The following is a 25931-nucleotide window of genomic DNA, read 5'->3' on the forward strand; positions in this document are numbered from 1 at the left end:
CAAGCTCGCTCCTACAGTCGTTTCTCGCCATGCTGGAAGATTGCGTTGTAGAGTGAGCGGCCATGTCTGTATCAAGGATGAATCACCCATGCCCGCCACTGACGCTGTCATTACGCTTGAACGCTTCAACGAATCCCACCTCGAAGGCATCACCGCGCTTTACAACGAGCCAGCGATTACCCGGCAAGTGCTGCAAATGCCGTTTCAGTCCATCGAGGTCTGGCGCAAACGCCTGGATCCGGGCAACGAACGGCATGTGCAACTGGTGGCGCTGAGTCAGGGGAGGGTGATCGGCAACATCGGCCTCGAGCAGTTTTCGCGCATCCGCCGCAGTCATGCTGCCAATTTCGGCATGGGTGTCTCTGAGGCGTGGCAGGGCAAGGGTGTTGGCTCGAAGCTGCTGGCCACCGCGCTGGACATCGCCGACAACTGGATGAATCTGCAACGGGTCGAGCTGTCGGTGTACGCCGACAATGAAGCAGCCATCGGTTTGTACCGCAAGTTTGGTTTTGAAACCGAAGGCCTGTTTCGGGACTACGCCGTGCGTGACGGAGTGCTGGTGGACACCTTGAGCATGGCGCGTCTGCGCCGCACGCCCAAGGCCGGTTGATTCACTCGCCCAGTGCAAACGCCACCGCCGCCTGCGCATGCAGTTCGGTGGTGTCGAGCAGGGGCAGGGTGCTGTGTTCGGGCTTGATCAGCAGGCCGATTTCGGTGCAACCGAGGATGATGACCTGGGCACCGCGCTGGTGCAGGGATTCGATCACCTGCTGATAAATCCGGCGTGAGGCCTCGCTGATCACCCCGACGCACAACTCGTCGTAGATGATCCGGTGCACGGCTTGACGCTCCTCGGCGCCCGGCACCAGTACGGTCAGCCCCATCGAAGTCAGGCGCTCCTTGAGAAAGTCCTGTTCCATGGTGAACGCAGTCCCCAGCAACCCGACGTTCAGCGCACCGGCATCCACCGCCGCCTGTCCGGCCGGGTCGGCGATGTGCAGGAACGGAATGTTGATGGCCGCCTGAATCTGCCCGGCGACCTTGTGCATGGTGTTGGTGCACAGCACCACGCAATCGGCGCCGCCAGCCTCCAACCGCCGCGCGGCATCTACCAGAATCAGCGCCGCATCGTCCCAGCGACCGGCATGCTGGGCCTGTTCGACAGGCCCGAAGTCGACGCTGTACATTAGCAGTTTCGCCGAACGCAACGGCCCGAGCCGGTCGCGTACCTGTTGGTTGATGAGGCGGTAATACTCGGCGCTGGACTCCCAGCTCATGCCGCCGATAAGGCCGATGGTGCGCATGGCGTGCTCCTGTTGTTGGCAACCCTTTGTCTGGGAGTATCCCGTGGCGCTTCACGGCTTTCTATCAGGAAATTTCACATGCTGAGCCAACGGCTGCCGGGCGCTAAAGTCAGCTTGCAACTCTTGCCCCGTGCCGCTTACAGCGCACGCGATCCGGCGCAATCGCGAACCCTTGGGGTGACGCTGGAGCGCCAGCAGGGCGTGCACGCGATTGACTCGGATCGGCGGGTGGATTTCGATACGTTGCCCGGTGTTCTGGCGTATACCCCGGTGGGCGTCGAAGTGTTTTCCGAATCGTCCAGCGGTGGCGAATATTTGCTGATGCGGCTGGACGAATCGTTTGCCGATGAGCATTTGCCCTCCATTGGCCATCGCGTACAGTCATGCGGCAATCGACAGGCGCTGAGCCTGGCACGCGAAGTGCGGCGTTTGTTACTGGCGCCACAACCCGACCTTCTGGCACTCGAACAATGTGCCCTGGGATTTGTGGGGTTGGCGCAACCGCAGGTCGAAATGGCTCATCGGCCCGCGCCAGCCGCACTCGCCCAAGTGCTGGACCTGATTGCAGAACAATTCCACCAGCCCCTCACGCTGCAACAACTGGCGGCGGCCTACGGCCAGAACGAGCTGCGCTTTCTGCGCGACTTTACCCGCGCCATCGGCCTGACACCGCACGCTTACCTCGTTGAAGTACGATTGCAGGCGGCACGGCGGATGATCGAGCACACCCGGCTGAGCCTGGCTGACATCGCCCTTGATGCCGGTTTCGCCCACCAGTCCCACATGGGCAGCGCCTTCCGCAAATTCCTCGCCATGACCCCCAGCCAATACCGCTCACGCTTTTAGTCGTACGCCCGCCGCGCGCATCTGCCATGCTCAAAGTCCGCAGCACTGTTTCAACAAAGGAACACCGCAATGGACGACGTACAGCAACTGGGCGAGATGCTTCGCCACTACGCAGACAGCGAAGCGCACAAAAAACAACTGTTCGAGTCGCAATCGGCCGTGTGGGTGACGCGCATTGGCGAACTGTTCGATCAGATCCAGCAATGGCTGGAACCGGTCCGGGCGCCGAACCTGCTGGAAGTCAGCCGCGAGGCGTATGTCGCCTCGGGGCCGAGTGTTCCGGTAGAGACTTCAACGTTCAAGACCGAGAAACTGGGCATCGTGATCGCCGGCAAACCCGTGGAATTCGTGCCGGACGTGATGGGCGCAGGTGGGCAGATTTCCCTGGCGGTGATGGGTTTGACCGCCGCGCGGTATGGCAGCATTTCGCTGGTGTGCCTGCCGCCTTCCAACAACTGGCAATGGCGCAAGACCAATGGCTTGAAGGACCCGGACACCTTTGCCTTCGATGCGAATTTCCTGGCGCAGCAGTTGCAGAGCTTGATCCCCCGCGATCGGAGCTGATCTCTCCGGACTTTCACCTTTCCCCTGTGGGAGCGAGCCTGCTCGCGATAGCGGTGGTTCAGCCAACATTTATGTTGATTGCCAAACCGTCATCGCGAGCAGGCTCACTCCTACAATGGATCTGCGGTGCATCAGATTTCGAGGTTTATCCAACCGGGTTTTGCCACTTCCGGCGCAACCGCTTTCACCACTTTCCCCGTCGCCAACTCCACCCGTCGAGCCACCTCCGGGTCATCGGCAAACGGGATCAGGCTCGCTTCCTCCAGACTTTCTGCCGTCTGCTGCTTCAGGCAGTACTCGACCGACAGCCAAAGCCCCGCAACACCCACGATATTCAACACGATCTCGAACATTTCAGCTCCTCGCCTCAGGCAATCCGTGCATCACGTTCAGCCATCGCCACATCGGAAACCCGCACGGTGCGCCAGGCGTTGTAAGCCATCAACAGCATGCCGCTGAGGAAGAACACGCCGCCGGCAAACCGCACCACAAATCCCGGATGACTGGCCTGCAAGGCTTCGACGAAGGAGTAGGTCAGCGTGCCGTCGTCGTTGATCGCGCGCCACATCAGGCCTTGGGTAATCCCGTTGACCCACATCGAGGCGATGTACAGCACGGTGCCGATGGTCGCCAGCCAGAAATGCAGGTTGATCAGCGGCGTGCTGTACATCTGCTCGCGGCCAAAGACTTTCGGAATCATGTGGTAGACCGCGCCGAAGGTGATCATCGCCACCCAACCGAGGGCGCCGGCGTGCACGTGGCCGATCGTCCAGTCGGTGTAGTGGGAGAGGGCGTTCACGGTTTTGATCGCCATCATCGGCCCCTCGAAGGTCGACATGCCGTAGAAGGCCAGCGACAGCACCAGAAAACGCAAGATCGGATCGGTGCGCAATTTATGCCAGGCGCCCGAGAGCGTCATCATGCCGTTGATCATGCCGCCCCAGCTCGGCGCCAGCAGGATCAGCGACATGGCCATGCCCAACGACTGCGCCCAGTCCGGCAACGCGGTGTAGTGCAAATGGTGCGGGCCGGCCCAGATGTACAGGGTGATCAACGCCCAGAAATGCACGATGGACAAGCGATAGGAATACACCGGCCGCCCGACCTGTTTCGGCACGAAGTAATACATCATCCCGAGGAACCCGGTGGTCAGGAAAAAACCCACCGCGTTATGCCCGTACCACCACTGCACCATGGCGTCGGTGGCGCCGGAATACACCGGGTAGGACTTGAACCAGTCCACCGGAATCGACAGGTGATTGACCACGTGCAACATGGCGATCACCACGATGAACGCACCGAAAAACCAGTTGCCGACGTAAATGTGGTGGGTCTTGCGTTGCACCACCGTCGTGAAAAACACCACGGCGTACGCCACCCAGACCACGGTCATCCACACCGCGCCGGAGAATTCGATCTCGGCGTATTCCTTGGTGGTCGTGTAGCCCAGCGGCAGAGTGATCAGCATCACCACGATGACCGATTGCCAACCCCAGAAGGTGAAGGCGGCGAGGGTGTCCGAGTACAGCCGCACCTGGCAGGTACGCTGCACGGCGTAATAACTGGCGGCGAACTGCGCGCTGCCGGCAAAGCCGAAAATCACCAGGCTGGTGTGCAGCGGACGCAAACGCCCGAACGAGGTCCACGGCAGGTCGAGGTTCATCTCGGGCCACACCAGTTGCGAGGCGATCCACACCCCCATCGCCATCCCCACGACGCCCCAGAAAATGGTCGCCACGACGAATTGGCGGACGACCTTGTAGTTATAGGCCTGTCCGATTGTTGCTGTGCTCATGGTCAATGCTTCCACGGTTGCAAAGTCTTGCCAGGCCACCCGGACTGGCATGCAACCCACTGTAGAAACCCGGGCCTAAACAAAACAGACTCAGAAAAAACGAGTTTATGCGGATCAGATGCGGCGCCTGCCTGCGATCATCGGCGGCACGCTGATACGGTTTTTTACTGTTTAGCTGAATCTGTAATGCACTGCGCCGCAGGTCCATAGTCACTCCCCAGAAAACGAGCCGCAGAGCCTGATGCCTGTAGGAACCAGCTTGCTGGCGAAAAACCCAAGGGTGCCGCTGGGCATCCGGTTTTACGCATTATCGTTCACGACCTTCGCGAGCAAGCTCGCTCCTACAGGGTTCCGTGACTAATCCTGATGAGGTAGCCAGATGTATCAGTACGACGACTATGACCGGGCGCTGGTCTTCGAGCGCGTTGCGCAGTTTCGTGATCAGGTCGAACGCTTCACGGCAGGCGAGTTGAGCGAAGAGGAATTCCTGCCGTTGCGCTTGCAGAACGGTCTGTACATGCAAAAACACGCGTACATGCTGCGCGTGGCCATTCCCTACGGCACGCTCAGCGCGCAACAGATGCGTACGCTGGCGAGCATCGCCCGGGATTACGACCGCGGCTACGGCCACTTCACCACCCGGCAGAACATGCAGTTCAACTGGATCGAACTGGCCCAGGTGCCGGAAATCCTCGAACGCCTGGCCCAGGTAGAAATGCACGCGATCCAGACGTCCGGCAACTGCGTGCGCAACATCACCACCGAAGCCTTCGCCGGGGTCGCGGCGGATGAGTTGATCGACCCGCGACCACTGGCGGAAATCCTGCGCCAATGGTCGACGATCAACCCGGAATTCCTGTTCCTGCCACGCAAGTTCAAGATTGCCATCTGCTCGGCCGTACAGGACCGCGCGGCGATCATGATGCACGACATCGGTCTTTATCTTTACCCCGGCGCCGACGGACAAATGCTCCTGCGGGTGATCGTTGGCGGTGGTTTGGGACGCACGCCGATTCTGGGCCTGCAGATTCGCGAAGGCTTGCCGTGGCAGCATTTGCTGTCGTATGTCGAAGCGGTGCTGCGAGTCTACAACCGCCACGGTCGGCGGGACAACAAGTACAAGGCGCGGATCAAGATTCTGGTCAAGGCACTCGGGATCGACGCCTTTGCCAGGGAAGTGGAGGAAGAGTGGCAGCATCTCAAGGACGGTCCGGCGCAGTTGACCGGCGACGAATATGCGCGTGTCGCCAGTGCCTTCGTGCCGCCGGATTACCGTTCGCTGTCCGGCACTGATCTGGAGTTTGGCACCCGCCTGGCCGAAAACCCGGCATTCGCCCGCTGGGTCTCGCGCAATGTCCAGCCGCACAAAGTGCCGGGCTACGCCAGTGTGGTGCTGTCGACCAAACCGGGCAGTGCTTCGCCGCCGGGAGATGTCACCGGTGAACAAATGGATGCCGTGGCCGCGTGGTCCGAGCAATTCGGTTTCGGCGAAATCCGCATTGCCCATGAACAGAACATCGTCCTGCCGGACGTGCCGAAGTCGGACCTGTTCACGCTCTGGCGTGTGGCTTGCCAGCATGGGTTGGGCAGTGCCAATGTCGGTTTGCTGACCGACATCATCGCGTGCCCCGGCGGCGACTTCTGTGCGTTGGCCAACGCCAAGTCGATCCCCATTGCGCAAGGCATTCAGGCGCGTTTTGACGACCTGGACTATCTGCACGATCTGGGCGACATCAGCCTCAACATTTCCGGTTGCATGAACGCCTGCGGTCATCACCACATCGGCAATATCGGCATTCTTGGCGTCGACAAGAACGGCAGCGAGTGGTACCAGATCACCCTCGGCGGCGCTCAGGGCAAGAACAGCGCGTTGGGCAAAGTCATCGGCCCGTCCTTCAGCGCGGCTGAGGTGCCCGACGTGATCGAGCGGATCATCGCCACGTTCGTGCGTTACCGCGAGAGTGAGGAACTGTTCGTCGACACGTTGCAGCGCCTTGGTCTGGAGCCGTTCAAAGAGACGGTCTATCCGAAGTTGCTGGAGGTCTCGGCATGAACAATCTGCTGCGACTGGAGACCGGTGTGGCGCGGATCGATAGCGCCGATCCGTGGACCCTGGTCAGGGATCCAGCCACCGGATTACCTTCAGGTCCGGTGATAGTGCCGCTGGCCTGCTGGCTGGAGGAGCCCGGGCAGCAGGGCGTGTGGCTGGGGCCGGACGATGAGGTGGAAAGCCTCAAGCCGTGGTTCGACCAACTGCCGCTGATTGCGCTGGACTTCCCGAGTTTTCGCGACGGTCGTGGTTACAGCCAGGCGTATTTGCTGCGTACCCGATTGGGCTGGACCGGCGAGTTGCGCGCGGTTGGCGATGTCCTGCGCGATCAACTCAGCCACATGCGCCAATGCGGTTTCGACAGCTTCGCGGTGCGCGAGGACAAGTCCGCCGAAGACGCGCTCAAGGGCCTCGCCGGCATGAGCGTGTTGTATGGCCGCTCGGTGATCGAGCCACGACCGTTGTTTCGGCGGCGCTGACAACCACACGACTTTTTGCTTTGGCCGGGGACCCCGTTTTGATAGAGTCCGCGCCTCATAAGGAAGCGGGTCAAAGAAAGGAGTCTGGTTTGAGCGCGGGCAAGAAAGTTTTAGGGCTGGTCGCAGTGTTGCTGATGGCGGCCCTGTGGGGCAGTTATGTGTACCTGTTCCAGGAGAACCGTGACGGGCAACTCGGGGCGTCGACCGACAGTTCTGCCTGGTGCGGCACGCCACCGGCCAGCGATGCGGCAGCGCTGGGCAAGGATCACCTGACCCTGCGCATCACCAACAACGTGCGGGGCGATTTCATGCTCTCGGGGGCGGTCATCGTCTCCGAGCGCACTTTCGATCGGTATGACCTGGGCCGCAACGAGTTGCGCCTGCGTCTGGAACCTCTTCAATGGTCCTACGGCGTCACGCCAATCTTCCTTGAGCAGGTCAGGATCAAACCGCTGAGTCGCAACCTCTCTTCGCTCGACAAAAGCGCCTACGCCGAGCTTGAATCCCGGCCCATCGGCGTGCAGGGGCGGGCAGCGGCGTTTCCGTTCGACACCTGGCGCTACGGCTACAAACCGGTGCTGTACATCCTTAAGGGCAATGAGCGGATCGACCTGAAGTTCAAGCGCATCACCACCCTCATGGAGATGTCCAATACCTTCACGCCGATTCAAAAGTACAACCGGGTCGAGTACATCAACGAGAAAAATTCATTGGTTCGCGAGGACGATTACAAGCCCTACGCGGCCAATGAGTGCGCCTTCAGTGTCGAGCGCAAAGGCTCGTTCAAGGTGATCGTGCTGCTGTTGTTGCTGGTGATCTGCCTGCCGCTGATGCACGTATTTTACCGCGACGAACCGGGCATCGATTTTCTCGCGACACTGGTGAGTATCGGCGCGATCCGCGTGCTGTTGGTGGGACCGCTGGAGGACTTCCAGCTGTACAACATCGACTTCCTGTTCGGCGCCGCGATTCTGCTGGTGGGCACGGTGTCGTTGATCAAGGCGATGCGGGCGAACAGTCGGCGGGAGTTGGCGTTGAAGAGTGGTTCTTCGTGGTGATGCAAGGTTAAGACCGTGGCGACGCTTTCGCGGGCAAGCCTCGCTCCTACAGGTAATGTGTGTACGCCATTTTTTTGTACGACACATAACCTGTAGGAGCGAGGCTTGCCCGCGAAGGGGCCCTCGAATCAACCCTCGGATCACTTCAACGCCGGATCCCCCATGTTCATCTTCTTCCAGCCTTGCAACAGCACCTGGGCCTTGGGCTCTTGTCCGTTTTCCAGGTAGTACTGGATCAACGACAACCGCGCATTGCGGTTCGCCGGTTGCATCTTCAACAACCGTTCCAGTTCCTCGCAGGCCTCATCAACCTTGCCGCTGTCATGCAGCGCCACCGCCAGCACGTAGCCGAACTGCGCGCTCTGGGGTTCCAGCCCGGCGGCTTTGCGCAGCACCGGCATGGCCTGGGCCGTTTTGCCCGCTCGTATCAGCGACAACCCTTGGGTATGCAAGAGCAAAGCGGCGTCCGGATGCTCCTTGATGCCCTGTTCCAGCAGGGTCTGTGCCTCCTGACCGCGCCCACTGGCTTCCAGCCACTGCACCAGCGTCACCAGCGCCGGGTAAAAGTCCGGATCGCGCTGGAGCGCCGTGCGCAACAGTGCTTCAACTTCAGCGCTGCGACCGCTGGCCTGATACAGCATGGCGAGGTTGAGGTTGGCTTCCGCGCGTTCGGCCAGGCTCTTTTGCACATCCTCATACTCGGCGATGGCGGCGTTCCAGTTCGCCTGAGCGCTGCCCAAACCATTGCGGGCGACGCTGAGCAGATCCCGGGCGGCAGCGATGCGTACCGCTTTGACCGGGTCACCCAGTAACGGTGTCAACAGTGGTGCGCGCTCCGGCGGCGGGAGGAATGCGCTGATCGCCCGAACGGCGCTTTCACGCACTTGCGGTGCCGGGTTGCGCAAGTCCTGAGTCGCCAGTTTCAACGCCTGTTCGCTGGGGTACAGCGGCAACTCGGCCAGCAGCGTTGCGCGCTGGATCGCCGGCAGGTTGCTGCGTTGCAGCTGTTCGTACAAGGCTTGCGCCGCGCCGGGCTGACCGTTGCGAATCAGCCACAGGCTTTCGTCGTAACGCGGCGCCTGGGCGGCGGTGGCTGCGGTGTTCCAGAGCTTGAATTGTTCAGTGACTTTGTCACCGGCCTTACCCTGATGGCAGGTCAGGCAGGCGTCCGGCGTGCCGAGTTTTTTCGCCCGTTCAGGATTGGGAATACTGAAGCTGTGGTCATGCCGAAAGTCATTGCCCATGTAGAACTTGCCGGGCATGTGGCAATCCACGCACTGCGAACCCGGTTGCCCCATGGCGTGGCGGGTGTGCTCGACAGAATCGTAGTTTTTCGCCTGCAAGCCCTTGCCCTCGACACCGGCCACCGAGGTTTTGCCGGCGCTGTTGTGGCATTGCAGGCAGACGCCGTTGCCCGGTGCCTTGAGTTCGTTGCTGTGGGGGTTGTGGCAGTTGCTGCAGCGCACGCCCTTGTCGAACATTTTGCTCTGGGCGAAGGAACCGTGTTCGAACACTTCGTCCTTGATCTTGCCATCCAGCGCATACAACTCGCGGGTCAGGGGGCTGGGCAGATAGTCATCCATCAGGCGCTTGCCGACGGTAAAACCATCACCCAGCGGTGCGCGCCGTGAGTGGCAGCGGGCGCAGGTTTCGATCTCGACGGTCGCGTCCTTGTCCTTGAGGTCGACGGCGAAACCGGCGTGGATCAGATCAGTCTTTTTCGCGGTCCATTCCAGGTGGCTGGATGCCGGACCGTGGCACGCCTGACAACCCACGCCAAGGCTGTTCCACTGACTGTCAAAGGTGTTTTTAGCCGCGTCGAAGTTGCGTTTGTAGCCGGTGGTATGGCACTCGACGCACATGAAATTGGCGTTCTGGCTCGGCTTGCTCCAGTGCAACGGGTTTTTGAAGTTCACACCCTGGCCTGGATAAAGGTGAAACCAGCGGTGTTTCTCGGTATCCCAGGCGACGCCCAACGCCTGCAACCGACCGTCACCGACCTCAATCAAATACTGCTGCAACGGCGCGATGCCAAAGGTGTAGGCGACCTTGAAGTCAGCGTTGTTGCCATCAATGCCCGGCGTGTTGACCCAGAATTCGTCGTCCTTGCGCGAAAACCGGGTCGTCTCGTTTTCGGCCTTGAAGGTGACGTTGTTGAAGTCGCCAAGCATCGTTCCGGCGCTGGCTTCCTGCATCGCCAATTGGTGATGCGAGCCTTGCCAGTCCTTCACTTGTTCACTGTGGCAAGCCTGGCACTGTTGCTCATCGACCATCTTCGCCGGCGCGGCGACCACGGGTTTTTCAGGAGCAATGACTGGTGTACTGAGCGGCGGCGCATAGGTCACCGGGGCGGGTTGGCTGCTGAACAGAAACCAGCCAATGCCCGCGATCGCCAGGAGCAACACGCTAATGAGAACGGGAAACAGATAACGAGAAAACGAAGTCGGTGACGAATCAGGGTTTGGGGCGGCTGCTTTATTTTTATGTTTCGGCATTGCGACTTCCATAGTCCGGGTGCGTTTGCCGTCAGGCGCGCGTTCTAGCTCGATGCAGCTTTGACGGATGCCGGGCGTCTGTCAAATGACAGCTGTGATCCTCTGCGCGGCGATAGATGAATGTTGTGATTCTGCACAACAAAACGCGCTGCATTAGCTATACCTGTTAAACCGTTTCCAAACCGTAGTCGACCGCCCTACAGGAGTTACCGCATGAAGCTTGCATTGATGATGAGTACATTGTGTATTGCCTCGATCGGCGTAGTTGGCTGCGCCAGCAAAAAGGTCGAGCCAGACGAGTATTCAGGCTTCCTCAAAAATTACAGCCAACTCCAGGAAGCCAAGTCACCTTCGGGTGCAGTAGTGATGCGCTGGATCGATCCGAAAGTTGACATCAAGAAATTCCAAAGCGTGTACATCGAGCCAACCCAGCTGTATCCCAAGCCTCAGCCGACGGCAAAAATCCCTCAGACCACCCTGAACGGAATCACCAGTTATTACGATCAGGCGCTCAAACGCGAAATCGGCAAATCCCTGCCTCTGGCCTCAGGCCCTGGCCCGGGTGTGATTGTGGTGCGCGCCGCGATCACTGCCGTGAGCAGCAAGACCGAAGGGCTGAAGCCTTATGAAGTGATCCCGATTGCGCTGGTGGCAGCGGCGGTGAGTACTGCCAGCGGTATTCGTGATCAACAGACCGACCTGGCCACCGAAGCGGTGTTCCTCGACGGCGGCAGCAATAAAGTCGTGGCCCAGGTCGTGCGCAAGGGCACCGGAAAACCGCTGGAAAACGAATCGCAGGTAATGAAGGCCGATGACGTGAAAGGCGTGATCGATGGCTGGGCTGCGGATATGCATCAGTCGTATCTGAAGCTCAAATCCAAATAATGTATCGGGGCTGAGGGCCCCTTCGCGAGCAAGCCCGCTCCCACATGGGTTATGTGCCAATCACAAATCCAATGTGGGAGCGGGCTTGCTCGCGAAGGCGGTCTACCAGGCGCTGAATCACTCCCCGACAAACCACCGGTAATACGGATTCCCCCCATCCCCGCGCATCACCTCGCGAATATCCCTGGCCCACGCATCACGGTCGCCGTCATAGGCATGCAGGCTCGCCCGATAGAACTGCATCAAACGCTGCTGGTGCGCATTCATCCGCTCGATGAATCCCGCATCGGCATTCACTAACGGTGGTGCGACGTGCAAGTCCAGCAGGGCCGGGAGCACCCGACTGATCTCTTTGGCCCGCACCCACGGCGCATACTCGATACGCGGCTGGTCGTCGGTCACCGGCGGGGCATCGGCGGCGAAACGCTCCAGCCCCGTGCGATCGGTGACCCACGTGGCGAGCAAGGCGTTGGCGGAACCGATGCCCACGTCCTGCAACGTGCTGCGTACGCTGTCCTGCTGGAAGCGCTCGCTGATTTTCGCCGCATCCAGCGCAATCGGTTCCATCGAACCCACCAGCAGCATTTCGTGGAACTCGCTGGTCCACACGTTGGCGTACGGGAAAACATCGAGAAAGCTGCGCACCAGGGAGCGCGAATCGTCGATGTTCTGCGTGGGCAGCGGCAGCCACTGCGCGACCAACCCCTGTTTCTCCAGACGACTGGCGGCCAGTTGGTAGAAGTCCCGGGAGTAGAGATTGACCACACCGGCTGCGGAGGGCGGTGGCGGTTCAAGGGTGATCAAGTCATAGCGCTGCGGGTTGCGCAGCAGCTCCTGGCGCCCGTCGCGCAGGCGTACGTCAACGCCGGGATCGGCGGCGGCATTGAAGTTGCCTTTGAACAGCGGCGCAGCTTTGACCACCGAAGGCAGCAACTCGGCCACCACCCGGTGTTCCAGCCCCGGATAACGGGTCAATGCGCCTGCGGTGATGCCGGTGCCAAAGCCGATCACCAGCGCCGAGCGCGGTTCGCCGTTGTGGATCAGCAGCGGCAGCAGCGCCTGAATGCGCATGTAACGCAAGGACGGCATGGCGTCGCCGGTGTTGGACACGCCTTGAATGTACAAGCGCTGGAAGGCTTTCTGCCCCTTGCCCTGGGTGACCACCGCCACGGTCCCGCCGCGTCCTTCTTCATAGAAGGCCAGCGTGGCGTTGCGAGCACCGGGGAGCAGGCTGGCGAGTTTGTTCACCGGGGTAAAAACCGCGACCGCCACCGACAACAAGCCGATAGCCACCACCGCTTGCCGCCGACCTTTCTTGACCCCGTGACCCTTGCGCACCGCGAAGTACCCGATCCCGGCGGCGACAATGGCCAACAGCCCCAATGTGCGTACCAGGCCCAGCCACGGGATCAACACAAACCCGCAGAGCATCACCCCGACAATCCCGCCCAGCGTATTGAACGCCACGACGGCGCCGACATCCTGGCCGACCCGCTCGCGGCCAACGCTCAGGCGCAGGGCGAGGGGGAACGCCGCGCCCAACAACAGCGTCGGCACAAACACGATGCTCAATGCCGCCACCGCAAACCGCGCGCTCATGCCCGGCAATTCACTCGCACCCAGCGACAACACCCACGTTTCGGCGAGGCTTTGCGCGACCACCAGCCAGCGACCGAGCAGGGCGATTTCCAGCAACGCGACCAGCCCGGCGCCGGCGATCAGCAAACCGAATACTCCCCAGGGATCACGAATGCGCTCCACCCGACGGGCCAGCAGCACACTGCCGAGAAACAGCCCGGTGAGGTACGTCGCCAGCACCACGGCAAAGGCGTAGGTGCGGGTACTCATGAACTGCACGATCGATTGCGACCAGACCACCTCATAACCGAGGGCCACGCCGCCGGCAATCGAGTACAGCCACAAGGCCAGTTGGTCGGGCGCTTTGCTCGACGTGTGTTTCGCCGGCGCAACGGCCGGCAGTGAACGGTGACGCTGAAACCACAAGGCGCCGGCGGCGGCCAGCAGGTTCAGCATCGCGGCGGCGAGGGCACTGCCGCGCACGCCGAGGGTGGCAATCAGCACGAACGCGGCAAGCAGGGTGCCGGCGATGGCCCCGGCGGTGTTCGCCGCGTAGAGCTGGCCGCCAGCCTTGCCCAGATGCTGTGGGTCGGTGGCCAACGAGCGCACCAGCACCGGCAAGGTGCCGCCCATCAACAGCGCCGGGATGCCGACTAATGCGAAGGGCAACAGCCAAGCGGCCAGACCGATGTGTTGTTCCAGCCAGGCAAACGGGCTGGCCGCGAGACTCATGGCAAAGGTCGCGCCGACACCCAGCACGGCCACCACCACTTCCAGTCCTGCATACAGCAGAACGGGCTGCTGCAAGCGATCCGCCCAGCGTCCGAACAGCCATCCACCCAAGGCCAGCCCGGCAAAAAAAGCGCTGATACCGGTGGTGATTGCATAGACCTCGACGCCGACCACCAGCGACAGTTGCTTGATCCACAGCACCTGATACACCAGCGCCGCAGCACCGGAGACGAACAGCAACAGGGCCGGGATCAGCAGCGCGGGGGAGGCGGCATGAGGAACAGGAATGGCCGACGACTTGCTGGCGACACGTGAGGACATAGGGCTATTGCCTTGTACAAAAATTCAAATAAAACACAAAAACCTGTAGGAGCCGGCTTGCTGGCGATAGCGGTGGGTCAGACACCGATTGATTGACTGGAAGACCGCTATCGCCAGCAAGCCGGCTCCTACAGGATTTGTGTATGCACCATGGAATAGGGCCGCTCGCCGTAACGGGCGAGCGGCGGTCAAACGGTCTTACTGTGCAGGTTGATTCTTCATTTTTTCAGCGATTTTGGCATCCACAGCAGCACGGACCTGGTCGATGCTGAAGCTGGCCGGTTTCTGGCTTGGTGGGTATTCGATGAAGGTCTCCAGGAACTTCGCCGCTTTCATGGTTGCCAGTCCGGTCAGGTAGACGTTTTTGGCCGTCCAGTCGTAATACTGGTCGGAAACCACGTCGGCCCGCTCAAAGGGGTCCATGCGCAGATTGAAGACTTTCGGTACCCGCAGGCAGACAAACGGCTCACTCCATACCTCGAACCCGCCTGGTTTGCGTTGTTCGCAGAAAACCGCTTTCCAGTTATCAAAACGCATGGCGACCAGCACACCGTCGTCGTTGAAGTAGTAAAACTCCTTACGTTCGCCCTTCGGCGCCTGGCCGGTCAGGTATGGCAGTTGGTTGTAACCGTCCAGGTGCACCTTGAAGTTGGTGCCTCCCGACGTCGGTGCCCAGCCCTTCAGGAGTTTGTCCTTGACTCCGGTGTCACCAGCAGCTGCCAGCAACGTGGGGAACCAGTCCAGGCCCGAAAACATTTCATTGGAGACTTCCCCCGGCTTGATTTTGCCCGGCCAGCGCACCATCGCCGGTACGCGGTAGGCACCTTCCCAGTTGGAGTTCTTTTCGTTACGGAACGGCGTGGTGGCGGCGTCCGGCCAGGACCACTGATTCGGGCCGTTGTCGGTGGTGTAGACGACGATGGTGTTGTCGGTGATTTTCAGGTCATCGAGGGTTTTCAGCAGTTTGCCGACGTCACCGTCGTGCTCAAGCATGCCGTCGGCGTAATCGTTGCCGGGCATACCGCTCTGGCCGGCCATCGACTCACGGACATGAGTGAAGGCGTGCATGCGGGTGGTGTTCATCCAGACGAAAAACGGTTTGTCCGCCTTGGCCTGTTTCTCGATGAACGCTTGGGCCGCCGCTGTGGTTTCGTCGTCGATGGTTTCCATGCGTTTTTTGTTCAACGCGCCGGTGTCTTCGATCTTGCCATCGGCGTAGCTATGAATCACGCCGCGCGGAGAGTTGGCCTTTACGTACTCGGGATCATCCTTGGGCCAGTACGGACGCTCTGGCTCTTCTTCGGCGTTGAGGTGATAGAGGTTGCCGAAGAACTCGTCGAAACCGTGGTTCGTCGGCAGGTACTCGTCCTTGTCGCCCAGGTGATTCTTGCCGAATTGTCCGGTTGCATAGCCTTGGGACTTGAGCGCCTGGGCAATGGTGATATCACGTTTTTGGAGACCTACGGGTGCACCGGGAATGCCTACTTTCGACAGACCGGTTCGCAAAGGCGCCTGCCCGGTAATGAAGGTGGACCGTCCGGCCGTGCAGCTGTTCTCCGCGTAATAGTCGGTGAACAGCATGCCTTCCTTGGCAATCCGGTCGATGTTCGGAGTCTTGTACCCGACCACGCCCATGGAGTAGGCGCTGATGTTGGTCTGGCCGATGTCATCGCCGAAGATCACGAGAATGTTGGGTTTTTCGGCGGCCCCGGCAGTCGCCGAAATCGCCATCACCGAGGCCGCCACCAGGGCGAGTTTCGGTAGCCACTTGCGTATGCGAGTCATCTGACTTGCTCCTTTTGCGCTAGTGTCGCGTGGTGCGACAAACGTTTATTGCAGTCCTGCGTCACGCTTTTTATTGCACTTGCTCGGGAGTGGCGGCCGCCTCGAACGGATAGATCCGGCGCCATTCGGACGCCATGTCGACGATAGTCCAGCCACGGGTTTTTGCTTCGTCCAGGGCTTTGTCCAGGCGCCCGATATCGGACTTGCGGTCATAGGCCCATTCGCGTTTGGCGTCGGTGTGGTGCACCAACCCCATGAATCGTTTGCCGGGGCCGGCGGCAGTCCACTGCAACATTTGCAGGTCGCCGTCGGAATTGCCGAACGCCAGGATTGGCCGCTTGCCGATCACCGCGTCGATGCTTTCCGGTTTGCCGGGGCCGTCGTCGTTGTGGGCCAGTTTGGGCGTGCGCACGATCGAAGCTTTGCCGTCCTTGAACTGGAACGCCGTGACGAAGGTGGTGCCGATCACTTGCTCGGGCGGGATGCCGTAGACCTTCTCGGCGAAGGCGCGCATGAACCCGGTGTCGCCACCGGAGACGATGTAGGTCTTGAAGTCCTGACCGCGCAGGTAGTCGAGCATTTCCAGCATCGGCTGGAAGATCATCTCGGTGTACGGCTTGCCGGTCTTCGGATGCCGGGCCTGGCTCAGCCAGGTCTTGGCGTAGTCGTCGAAGGCTTCGGTGGTCATGCCGGTGTGGGTCGCGCCGAAAATCTTCATGATGCCGTCCATGCCGGCGGCGGCGAGTGCCTGGTGATCGTTTTCCAGAACGGCCTTGAAGGGCTGGGTGGTTTTCCATTCCGGGTGCTGCGGCGCGGTGCGCTTGACCTCTTCCAGGGCAAACAGCAGTTCGAAGTACATCGGCTGCTCGCTCCACAAGGTGCCGTCGTTGTCGAACACGGCGATGCGGTCAGCGGGCTTGACGAAGTCCCTGCTGGATTGGTCGGTGACCGTCTGGACGAACTCGATGATGTGCTTTTTCGCCGGGCCGTCATTCCACGACGGCAATGGCTCGTTGGCGTGCGCCAGCAGCGGCAGGATCAGTGTGAAGAGCAGCGTCAGCCCGAAACGATGGTGGCTTGATGTCGCGTTCGTCATGGGAATTCCTTCTCGTGGACGGGGTTGAGCGGCCGCAGTGCGGGAACGGTCCGAACGTTGCTGCCTCGCGCCTGACTATGCAGCGTAGACAAGGATTGCCCGAGTTGGCGCAGCGCCTGATCTTCGGTCGATTGACGGCTGTAACAGGCGCGTAACAGGTCCTGCAGGCGCGGGCCGAGGACGCTCAATTTCAGCCCGCCGCGGCTACGTTTTAGCCACAGGTACAGGGCGCTGAGTTGCGCCGGTGTGGCGTTGATTTGCCGTGGAATCTGCCGCCAGGCGTAGTCGGCGGATTGCAGCCACGCGGCGTGTCGGACACGGCGTCGGTCGCGCAGGGACAGGTAAGCGCGATGCATGAAAGGCCTTGCGAACCAGCCCAGTAGCAGCACTGCCGGCAGCAGCAAGACAACCAGCCAGTGCCTGGAAAAACGCACGCGACTGTGCTCGCCCATTTGTTTCAGGTCTTCGGCAATCGAGAACACTGGCGTGTAAGCGCTGTTGGCGATGGCCTCGAAGCTCACTGCCGGTACTTGCGCGGTGCGGGTTTGCTGGCTGCTGGCATCCCACCATTTCAGCTCGATCGCGGGCAGGCTGTGATGGCCTTCGCGGTCGATACGGTAAGTCACGGTGTCGATGCGTTGGCCTCCGGTGAAGTTGCCCCGGCCGTCGTCCAGGTTGCTGATTTGCGGGTTCTTCGGATAGCGACTCAGGCCGCTGACGTCGCCCAATGACGGCGCGGGCAGCGACATGGCCATGGCGTTGTCAGCCTGCAAGGTCAGTTGCCGGGTCAGGCTGTCGCCGACCTTCAAAGGCGTTGCCGAGTCGATGACTTTTTGCGTGAAACGCAGCCCTTGCGCCACCAGTACCGGTTCGCCGGATTTGAATCCAGGTGGTTGCTTGGCGGTGAAATGCAGCGGCTGGCTTTGCGCACTCAACGGGGCACTGGCCTGACCCGGCGTGGCCTGCACGGTCAGCGCCGGAATGTCGAAGCCCCGGGCCAGATTCGGGCTGATCCGGTAGCTGTAGCGCATGCCGTTGAACGCCTTGCCGTCCAGCGTCTGGTTGATGTGCTCGGCGTGGCCGTCGGGCGGTAGTACCAGCGCGCCGGGCAGTTTCAGGTCGGGCAGGGCGGGGGCGTCGGTGAACCAACTGTCGGTGAGGACGTCGAGTTGCAGTTCCAGGAGGCCGCCGACCATGACCGGGTCAGCGGGTTGCAGGCGCGTCTGGATGCGCAGTTCGGGTTCGGCGGCGAGGGCGGATGTGATGATCAGGCAGCAGAGCAAGGTGGCAAGTTTTGGGGTGAGTGAGCGGACGCCATCGCCAGCAAGCTGGCTCCTACAGTTTGAAATGCATTCCCCTGTAGGAGCCGGCTTGCCGGCGATGGCCATCACTCGATTCATGGCTTGCCCCCCGCCTGATCCTGCAAGCTGAACTTCTGCTTGAGGAATTTCGCTGGCGATGTCGTCAGGTTCTGCAACCACAACGCGTCCGACGTCGCCTGCTCGGTCTCCACGGCTTTGCTTTGTCCCTTGCCCGGCGCCTTGTCCATCTTGATTTCGTCAGGTTTGACCTCAGGCGCGTTCTGTTCGGCGCTCTCGGTGTCTTTCTCCAGGGCGATGGCCAACGCCAGATTGGCCGTGGCCTCCGGGAACTGTGGTTGCAGCTTCAGCGCCTGGGTGTAGGCCGCGATGGCCTGATCAAACTTGAAACGGCGCACGTAAATATTGCCCAGGTAGAAATACGCCTGGGGTGTTTCCAACCGCGCAAAACTCGCCAGCGCGAGGTCAAAATCCGCCGCGTTATAGGCCGCGATGCCTTTCCAGTACGGATCGACAAACAGGGCGGCAGCCTTCGGGAAATGCTCATGTTCGAAGGCCCAGCGACCTTGCTGGTCAGGGGTGAAAAATGCATCGGTCAAAGCGTTGGCCTGTGCATTTGTCGGCTGAAAACCGATACCCAGCGCCAGCAGCAAACCGGCCGTCCAGTTCAGGCTCCAGCCTTTGCGCACGCTGAAAAACGCGATCAGCAGCAGCGGCCAGCACAGCCAGTATCCGGCGTCTTTCCAATGCAACTCACGCTGCTCGTCACTGGCCGCCTGGAAATGTTGACGGGCGTGCAGTTCGATCCAGTCCAGATCGTTATCATTGAGCGTCAGGCTGCCCAGCGGCGCCGCCATGGCTGATGCCAACTGCTTGAGGGCGGCCTGGTCGAAACTGCCGAGGGCCGGGCGGCCGTTACTGTCGGTGCGCGGCTGGCCATTGGCGTCACGAATGATCCCGCCATCCTCGCGCCCGACCGCGAGGATCAACACTTGCAGCGTGCTGTCGTTCAGTTGCTTGCCCAGGCCGCCGAGTTGCGAGGTGTCGGCGCCGTCGGTGATCAGCAACAACGTGCCCGGCGTTTTCTCCGCCGCCAACAGGCGTTTGGCCTCGTCGATCACCGCGCCGACATCCTTCCCAGGTTTGCCGATCAGGTCGCTGCTCAATGCCTGGATAAACGTATCGAGCAACGCCGGATCGTCGGTTGGCGGCAGCACCAGATGCGCGCTGCCGGCGTAGGCGATCAGCGCGTTGCGGGCACCGGCGCGGCGCTGGATCAGGTCGTGCAGTTTGTGTTTGACCGCTTCCAGGCGACTGGGCGGCACGTCGCTGGCGTCCATCGAGGGCGAGAGGTCGATGGCAATGATCAGCGGCGCACGATTTTCCAGAAAGTCCGGCCGGTCCTGCTCCCAGGTCGGCCCGGCAGCGGCGAGGGCGCCCAACATCAACAGCGCACACACCAGATGCACCGGCCGCAAACGCTGCGGGTCCTGCGGGGTCATCAGCAAGTGCGGCAACAAGTGCTCGGCAATGTTGCTGCGCAAACGCCGCTGCACATCCCGGCTGCGCCTCCAGAGCCACGGCAGCAAGGCACCCAACGGCACCAGCAAGAGCCACAGCGGACGGAGGAAGTGCAAGTCGCTGAGGTTGATCTCCATCTCAAGCCTCCTGCCGCTGACGCGCGAGGGTCAGGTGCGGACGCAGCAAGGCGCCGAGATGGTAGAGCGCGAGCAAACCGATAGCGGCGCCGAGCGGCCACCAGAACAGATCCTTTTTCGGTTGGTGGCTGAGGGTTTTCACCTGGTGCGGGGTCAGCGTGTCGAGGGTGCGGTAGACCTGATCCAGCGCGGTGCGGTCTTCGGCGCGGAAGAACTTGCCACCCGTGGCGTCGGCGATCTGCTGCAAGCCTTGCAGGTTGACCTTGGCTTCGCCTTCGGCGCTCGGGTCGCCAATGCCGATGGTGTGAATCACCACACCCTTGGCGGCGGCCATCGACGCCGCGTGATCCGGGGTGATGGCGCTGCTGGTGTCGTTGCCGTCGGTGAGTAGGATCAGGACTTTTTCCTGTTCATGGGCCTGATCCAGCAACTTCAGGCTCAGGCCAATCGCATCGCCGATGGCGGTGTTGGGCCCGGCCATGCCGATGCCGGTGTCGTCCAACAAGAGCGACAGGCTGGCGTGATCCAGTGTCAGCGGCGCCTGCGGATACGCGCCGCTGCCGAACACGATCAGGCCCAGGCGATCTTCTTTACGCTTGTCGATAAAACCGTGGACCACGTCCTTGACCGCCGCCAGACGATTGATTTTCTGCCCGTTGGCATCGGTGAAATCAGTGGTTTCCATTGACTGGGAGATGTCGATGGCCAGCATCAGATCGCGCACCGGTTGCTGGCGTTCGATGGGTTTTTCCACGAACACCGGGCGTGCGGCCGCAAGCAGCAATAGCGCCCAGACCAGCAGGTTCAGGAGCAATTGCCAGCGATTGTTGCGTGTACCGGCGGCGCTTGGCGCCTGACCGACCGCGCGGCTCATGGCGCCAAAAAACGGCACCCGCACGGCGCTGCGGGCTTCGCGGTAATCGGGCAGGTAGCGGTAACCCAACCAGGGCAGCGGCAGGAGCAGTAACAGCCAGGGGTAATCAAGCTGCCACATGGTGCGACTCCACCCAGTGTTTGCAGGTGTCGAACAGCTGCTGACGCTGATCATTGGGCAACGCCAGCAATGTTGCATCCGGCGCATAGGCCAGCAACGCCAATTGCCGGCTGAAATCCGCCGGCAACGGCTGCGCACTGTGCTGCGCCAGAAATGCCTGCCAACGCTCATTACCTAACGCCGCAGGACCTTGTAGGAGCCGGCTTGCCGGCGATGGCGTCCGCGAGGGCTGTGCAAATCTCAAGGGCCCCATCGCCGGCAAGCCGGCTCCTACAGAGGTTGTATTCCAACTCATAGGCATCGACAGGGCTACGCGTTTGAGCAGTTCGGGGAGTTCGCGCAGGGCGCTGATTTGATCATCGCTGCTTTGCAGTTCAGCCAGCCGCACCAATGCCTCGCGCCGATACCGATCCCGCCGCCACTGCCAATACCGCCGCGCGCCTACCAGCAACACAGCAGCCATCAACACCGCCAGCAACCCCCACCAGCCCCACGTCTGCGGCGCGTAACTGATGGGCGCCGGCAGGGCCATTTCCTTGAGTTGCTCAATGCTCGGCACGTTCGGGTTCATCGCCGCCCCCCGCCGAGTTTGCCCAGTTCCGCGCGCAGTTGTGCTTGCGCCTCGGTCGCCGTACTGAACATCATCAACGGCACCTGACTGCGGCGCAGCAGCGTGGCGACATCCTTGAGCCGACCGCTGAGAAAATCCCCCAGCGGCTGATGAACACTGCGTTGTTCGACCGCCAGTTCGACTTGCAACTGACCTTGAGTAATCAGCAAACGGCCGTTTTTCGGCAGGTTCAACGCCAACGGGTCGTACACCTGCATGGCGATCACATCGTTGTGCGCCGCCAGTTGCCGCATCAGTTGCAAGGTGCGTTCACCCGCGCCGGCAAAGTCGCTGACGATGCAGATCAGGTGATCGTGACCGGCCACTGCCAGGCACTGTTGCAGGACTTTATCGAGCTGATCCTCGCCCTCGGCGTCCGGGTTGGCCGCGCTCAATGCCTGATTCTGCTGGACGATGCGACTGCACAGCGCCTCGATCCGTTTGCGGCTGCGCAACGGGGCAATCGCGTCGATCCGTGAGTCGTTGAATACCAACCCTCCAACCCGGTCGCCCGCGTTGAACACCATCCACGCCGCCAGTGCGCCGAGTTCGGCGGCAACCGCGGATTTGAAACTGCGTTGCGAGCCAAAAAACATCGACATGCGCTGGTCCACGAGGATCAACGCCGGGCGATCGCGCTCTTCGGTGAACGTGCGCACCACCGGTTTGCCGGTGCGCAGTGAGGCGCGCCAATCGAGGTGGCGCAAGTCGTCCCCCGGTTGATAGCGGCGCAACTCATCGAAATTCAGCCCGCGGCCCCGCAGCCGCGAGGCGTGGTTGCCGGCGAGGATGCTGCCTTGCGGCTGGCGTGCGAGGAAACTCAGGTCACGGGCCTTGAATTCCAGCGCCATCAATTGCGCCAGAGAGACATAGACCAGACCGTCGACACTTTTTATTTTCAACATCAGGCAGGAATCGCAACGTTATCGAGCAGGCGATCCAGCACCTGATCTGCCGTGACGCCATCAGCGACCGCGTCATAACTCAGCTGCAAACGATGCCGCAGCACCGGATGCACCACGGCGCGCACGTTGTCCGGCGAGACAAAATCCTGCCCCTGCAACCAGGCATCGGCGCGGGCGCAACGGTCCAGGCCGATGCCGCCGCGCGGGCTGGCGCCGATGGCGATCCAGCGGCCCAGGTCCGCGTCGTAATCCGTCGGATGGCGGGTGGCGTTGATCAGGTCGATCAGGTAACGATCGATAGCCGGGGACACATGGATGGCGTTGACTTCCCGGCGTGCAGCGAAAATCACTTCCTGCGACAGCGCGAAACCCTGCACCGGCGCGGTCTTGGCGCCTGTCGCAAACTCCTCTTCACGTAGCAGCCGAAGCACTTGGCTCTCGTTTTCCGCGCTCGGGTAATCGAGCAATACCTTCATCAGAAAACGGTCCATCTGCGCTTCCGGCAGCGGGTAAGTGCCCTCCTGTTCGATGGGGTTTTGGGTGGCGACCACGATGAACAATTCCGGCAGCCCATGGCTGTTGCCGGCCACGGTGATTTGCCGTTCTTCCATCGCTTCCAGCAGGGCCGCCTGGACCTTGGCCGGTGCGCGGTTGATTTCGTCGGCCAGAATCAGGTTGCCGAACAGTGGGCCGGGCTGAAACCGGATCTCGTTCTTGCCATCGATCTGGTGCAGCACTTCGGCACCGGTGATGTCCGACGGCAGGAGATCAGGCGTGAACTGGATGCGGCTCATCTTCGCGTCCAGGTGTTTGGCCAGCGCTTTCACCGTGCGGGTCTTGGCCAGCCCGGGCAAGCTTTCCAGGAGCAAATGGCCGTTAGCGAGGAGGCCCAGCAGAATCTGCCGGATCACTTGATCCTGGCCCAGCACCGCTTCGGCGATGCTGGCTTGCAGGGCATTGAGGTCGTTGAGTGCGGTCATTGAGGGGCCTTTATTCAAGTCGCCAAAGGCGTTGGCAGGTTGATCAATAAAACTGGCGATCCCTGTTCACTTCTAGAAGAACGCCAAGGTCAGGTTGACGCTGAATCCGTTGCCTTCAGGCCGGTTCTTGGTGTCGAACTCCGGGATCCAGCGAGCGTTGACGCTGGCCTGGGCGTCGGCGAACTTGCCCGCCCAGCCCACCGTCGGTCCGGCGCCCACCGAGCGTCCGCGAAAGCCGCTGTTGGCGCCTGACCCGGAGTCGTCGGTGAGCTGCTGGATGTAACCCGCGGCCATGCCGGCGTTCCAGCCGTTGCCCAAGCCGTGGGTCCATAGCGCATCGAGGGTGAAGAGGTTGCCGTTCTTGTAGTCCGTGGCGTCGTTTTCGGTGTAGAACTCAAGCCCGCCAGACAAGGTGAACTCGCCGCCCTTGCCGTCGAGGTGAGTGAAGGCCACGGTGGGCATGAAGGTGTAGTTGTTCTGCCCGGCGTTGGCCAGGCGATCATCGTTGTAAGCGCCGGTCGGCAGGTAGATCGGCAAGGACAACGAGAGGTGGTTGACCTCGTCGAAGTGGTAGCCGGCAGCGATGGGCGTCACCAGCAGGTCGGCGAACTGGGTGCCGCTATCTTCCGTTCCCAGCGTCCGGCCACGAGGCCCGGTGACGCTCGCGGTAATGTCGGTGTACTGCACCGGCACGCCAATCGCCGACGCGTAATTCCAGCGACCCTTGCCGGTATCCCAGACATGAGTGAAGTTGGCCATGGTGTAAGACACTTGCAGCTCAAGCCCGGCACTCAATGCGCCAACGATAGGCACTTGCACGTTGCCCTTGAGCTCGCCGTCGTACCAGAAACTGCTCAACGACATCACCCAACCAGGTTCCGGTGGCACGATCCCGGCATTGGAAAACACCTGCAAGCCGGTCATCGGCCGGCCACCGCCACCTTCTGCCGCCAGTACCAGAGGGCTGCTGCCGGCCACGCAGAGGGCCAACAAAGGACGTACCACAAAAGACCTGGCCATGGCTGGCTCCGCTTATTGATTTTGTGGGATGACTGGCGTCAACAAGGGCATTTTCCACTCGCCGCTGGAGACTTCCGGTCTTGGCAGGTACAGGCGCAGGACACCGTAGAAAGGCCCGTTCGGCGCTGGCAGCCAATTACTTTGCAGGTCCTTGGCCGGGGCTTTGTGCTGCACGTAAAGGGTCAGGCCACCGTCGGCATCCAGCTTGAGATCCGGCAGCATTCTCGAGTTGATCAGGTAGCGATTCAGCGGGTTGGCGACCAGCAATTTGTTCTTGCCGTCGTACATCGTCAGCGACCAGAACGCGTCGGCCGGGGGCAGGGCGCCCTTGTCGAAATGCAGCGTGTAGTCGTGTTTCGAGGCATCGACCGGCTGGCCGTCCTTGTCAACGAAATAACCGATGTAATTCGCCTCTTCGGCAGAGTTGCCGAAGATCCCCATGTTGGCACCGGCATAGCGGTACAGGTAGTTACCGTTGAGGTGGTCGCGGGTGCCGAACAAATCGCCGCTGCTGACCTGATGGCTGTCGACCTTGTCCTTTTTAAACTGTGCGAATTCGGCGTTGGCGTCGGCGATGCCGTCTTCCAGGGCTTTGCGCTGACTGGCAGGCAGCTCGTTGGGTTTGAACGGCTTGCCGGCTTCGATGCCGATTTTGGCGAAACGCGCCAGCAAGTCTTTCTCCGCGTCCTGGGGTGGGGCAAACGACAGCATGAAATTCAGGTAGCTGAACAGCTCCGGGGTTTCGCTCATGGTCGGCGTGGGCTTGGGCCAGTCGACCTTCGGCGCGGCAGGCGGGGCTTTTTGTTTAACGTAGTGGCTCAGCGGCTCGACCTTGTAGCCCTTCTGGATGTTCTTGACCTTGCCCAGGTCTTTTTCGTCGAACAATTGCGTGCGATACAGCGCGTAGGCGATGTTGGTTTCACTGCGCAGCAGACGGTCGATTTCAACCGGTTGCTGACCTTGCCAGTTCGGCCCGGCGATCATGAAATGCCCGCCGGCATTGCCCGTGCTGCGGGTGCCCAGATACGCAAAATTCTGCGTATAGGCGTCGATCAGTTGCACCGAGTAGTAACGGTGTTCTTCAATGGGCGGCAGGGTTAGCACCACCGGCTCGGCGCGCAGGTCCATCCAGATAAACGAGTAGGGCGTGTCGGCGTTAGGCGTGACGAAGGCCGTGTCCTTGGCGGTGAATGCCTGTGCGGTATTGCCGATCTGATTGAGCGGTGCCTTGAAGTTCGGGCTCTTCTTGTCGACCGCCTGGGTGTAGAGGGTCTTGTACATTTCCACCACCGGGTAGCCATACAAATAAGCTTCCTTGGCGATGGCCCGCGCTTCTTCCGGGCTGGCGGTGAATCCGGTCTTTTGACTGACGCTGACGTCTTGAGCGCCAACGCCGCAACTGACAAACATGCTCATCAGGCTGTAACCGGCCGCGCGAATTGCACCGTGCATAAATA

General features: G+C 61.1%; 22 protein-coding genes. 7 read left to right on the forward strand and 15 right to left on the reverse strand.

Features of this window, described 5'->3' with window-relative positions; all coding sequences use genetic code 11:
- Nucleotides 1-88 precede the first annotated feature (88 nt).
- Entirely contained in the window at nucleotides 89-610 is a 522-nt protein-coding gene (locus PMI32_RS12970) for a GNAT family N-acetyltransferase (RefSeq protein WP_008030144.1), read from the forward strand.
- Nucleotide 611: 1 nt separating this feature from the next.
- On the opposite strand, the gene PMI32_RS12965 is transcribed toward PMI32_RS12970, so the two are convergent.
- Nucleotides 612-1304, reverse strand: a complete 693-nt coding sequence (locus PMI32_RS12965) for an aspartate/glutamate racemase family protein (RefSeq protein WP_008030145.1) — start codon at nucleotides 1302-1304, stop codon at nucleotides 612-614.
- A 78-nt stretch (nucleotides 1305-1382) separates the two neighbouring features.
- Between PMI32_RS12965 and PMI32_RS12960 the strand changes: the two genes are divergently transcribed.
- On the forward strand, nucleotides 1383-2150 hold the full coding sequence (locus PMI32_RS12960) for a helix-turn-helix domain-containing protein (RefSeq protein ID WP_008030147.1): 768 nt from the start codon (nucleotides 1383-1385) through the stop codon (nucleotides 2148-2150).
- A gap of 69 nt (nucleotides 2151-2219) precedes the next feature.
- Entirely contained in the window at nucleotides 2220-2714 is a 495-nt protein-coding gene (locus PMI32_RS12955) for a hypothetical protein (RefSeq protein WP_008030149.1), read from the forward strand.
- Between the two features lie 131 nt (nucleotides 2715-2845).
- Here the strand turns inward: PMI32_RS12955 and PMI32_RS12950 are convergent, their stop codons facing one another.
- Together PMI32_RS12950 and ccoN are read right to left on the reverse strand one after the other, a co-directional pair.
- Complete coding sequence (locus PMI32_RS12950; RefSeq protein ID WP_008030151.1) at nucleotides 2846-3067, reverse strand: hypothetical protein; 222 nt, start codon at nucleotides 3065-3067, stop codon at nucleotides 2846-2848.
- Between the two features lie 14 nt (nucleotides 3068-3081).
- Nucleotides 3082-4509 carry a cytochrome-c oxidase, cbb3-type subunit I gene (gene ccoN, locus PMI32_RS12945; protein ID WP_008030155.1) on the reverse strand — a complete coding sequence of 476 codons (1428 nt, stop codon included), beginning with the start codon at nucleotides 4507-4509 and terminating at the stop codon, nucleotides 3082-3084.
- 379 nt (nucleotides 4510-4888) lie between these two features.
- Between ccoN and nirA the strand changes: the two genes are divergently transcribed.
- From nirA to PMI32_RS12930, 3 genes are all read left to right on the forward strand, one after another.
- A complete protein-coding gene (nirA, locus tag PMI32_RS12940) occupies nucleotides 4889-6562 on the forward strand; it encodes a nitrite reductase NirA (RefSeq protein WP_008030159.1) in 1674 nt (557 codons plus the stop codon).
- Entirely contained in the window at nucleotides 6559-7038 is a 480-nt protein-coding gene (locus PMI32_RS12935; protein WP_008030161.1) for a DUF934 domain-containing protein, read from the forward strand. The genes nirA and PMI32_RS12935 overlap by 4 nt, the downstream gene beginning before the upstream one ends.
- 89 nt (nucleotides 7039-7127) lie before the next feature.
- Nucleotides 7128-8096, forward strand: a complete 969-nt coding sequence (locus PMI32_RS12930) for a hypothetical protein (RefSeq protein WP_008030165.1) — start codon at nucleotides 7128-7130, stop codon at nucleotides 8094-8096.
- Between the two features lie 140 nt (nucleotides 8097-8236).
- Here the strand turns inward: PMI32_RS12930 and PMI32_RS12925 are convergent, their stop codons facing one another.
- A complete protein-coding gene (locus PMI32_RS12925; RefSeq protein WP_008030168.1) occupies nucleotides 8237-10591 on the reverse strand; it encodes a tetratricopeptide repeat protein in 2355 nt (784 codons plus the stop codon).
- A gap of 213 nt (nucleotides 10592-10804) precedes the next feature.
- Between PMI32_RS12925 and PMI32_RS12920 the strand changes: the two genes are divergently transcribed.
- Entirely contained in the window at nucleotides 10805-11476 is a 672-nt protein-coding gene (locus PMI32_RS12920; RefSeq protein WP_008030171.1) for a DUF3313 domain-containing protein, read from the forward strand.
- Nucleotides 11477-11593: 117 nt separating this feature from the next.
- Here PMI32_RS12920 and PMI32_RS12915 read toward each other — a convergent pair whose 3' ends face one another.
- The 11 genes from PMI32_RS12915 to PMI32_RS12865 form a co-directional block, all read right to left on the reverse strand.
- Entirely contained in the window at nucleotides 11594-14107 is a 2514-nt protein-coding gene (locus PMI32_RS12915; protein WP_008030173.1) for a fused MFS/spermidine synthase, read from the reverse strand.
- Nucleotides 14108-14305: 198 nt separating this feature from the next.
- Nucleotides 14306-15892: an arylsulfatase gene (locus PMI32_RS12910; RefSeq protein ID WP_008030174.1), complete on the reverse strand. Its 1587-nt coding sequence runs from the start codon at nucleotides 15890-15892 to the stop codon at nucleotides 14306-14308.
- 70 nt (nucleotides 15893-15962) lie between these two features.
- Nucleotides 15963-16988 carry an HAD family hydrolase gene (locus tag PMI32_RS12905; protein WP_008030176.1) on the reverse strand — a complete coding sequence of 342 codons (1026 nt, stop codon included), beginning with the start codon at nucleotides 16986-16988 and terminating at the stop codon, nucleotides 15963-15965.
- Entirely contained in the window at nucleotides 16985-18388 is a 1404-nt protein-coding gene (locus PMI32_RS12900) for a BatD family protein (protein ID WP_008030178.1), read from the reverse strand. The genes PMI32_RS12905 and PMI32_RS12900 overlap by 4 nt, the downstream gene beginning before the upstream one ends.
- Nucleotides 18385-19965 (reverse strand): VWA domain-containing protein, encoded by a 1581-nt coding sequence (locus tag PMI32_RS12895; protein WP_008030180.1) that lies wholly within the window; start codon nucleotides 19963-19965, stop codon nucleotides 18385-18387. Before PMI32_RS12895 ends, PMI32_RS12900 begins: the two co-directional genes overlap by 4 nt.
- Nucleotide 19966: 1 nt before the next feature.
- On the reverse strand, nucleotides 19967-20959 hold the full coding sequence (locus PMI32_RS12890; protein ID WP_008030183.1) for a vWA domain-containing protein: 993 nt from the start codon (nucleotides 20957-20959) through the stop codon (nucleotides 19967-19969).
- Nucleotides 20946-21530, reverse strand: coding sequence for a DUF4381 domain-containing protein (locus PMI32_RS12885; protein WP_008030185.1), 585 nt, complete (start codon nucleotides 21528-21530; stop codon nucleotides 20946-20948). The genes PMI32_RS12890 and PMI32_RS12885 overlap by 14 nt, the downstream gene beginning before the upstream one ends.
- Nucleotides 21527-22474 carry a DUF58 domain-containing protein gene (locus PMI32_RS12880; protein ID WP_008030187.1) on the reverse strand — a complete coding sequence of 316 codons (948 nt, stop codon included), beginning with the start codon at nucleotides 22472-22474 and terminating at the stop codon, nucleotides 21527-21529. The genes PMI32_RS12885 and PMI32_RS12880 overlap by 4 nt, the downstream gene beginning before the upstream one ends.
- Nucleotides 22474-23454, reverse strand: a complete 981-nt coding sequence (locus PMI32_RS12875) for an AAA family ATPase (RefSeq protein WP_008030190.1) — start codon at nucleotides 23452-23454, stop codon at nucleotides 22474-22476. Before PMI32_RS12875 ends, PMI32_RS12880 begins: the two co-directional genes overlap by 1 nt.
- A 72-nt stretch (nucleotides 23455-23526) precedes the next feature.
- Nucleotides 23527-24474 carry a SphA family protein gene (locus tag PMI32_RS12870; protein ID WP_008030194.1) on the reverse strand — a complete coding sequence of 316 codons (948 nt, stop codon included), beginning with the start codon at nucleotides 24472-24474 and terminating at the stop codon, nucleotides 23527-23529.
- Nucleotides 24475-24486: 12 nt separating this feature from the next.
- Nucleotides 24487-25926: a DUF1254 domain-containing protein gene (locus PMI32_RS12865; protein WP_008030196.1), complete on the reverse strand. Its 1440-nt coding sequence runs from the start codon at nucleotides 25924-25926 to the stop codon at nucleotides 24487-24489.
- Nucleotides 25927-25931: the final 5 nt, after the last annotated feature.

Source organism: Pseudomonas sp. GM60, assembly GCF_000282415.1.
Classification (GTDB): Bacteria; Pseudomonadota; Gammaproteobacteria; order Pseudomonadales; family Pseudomonadaceae; genus Aquipseudomonas; species Aquipseudomonas migulae.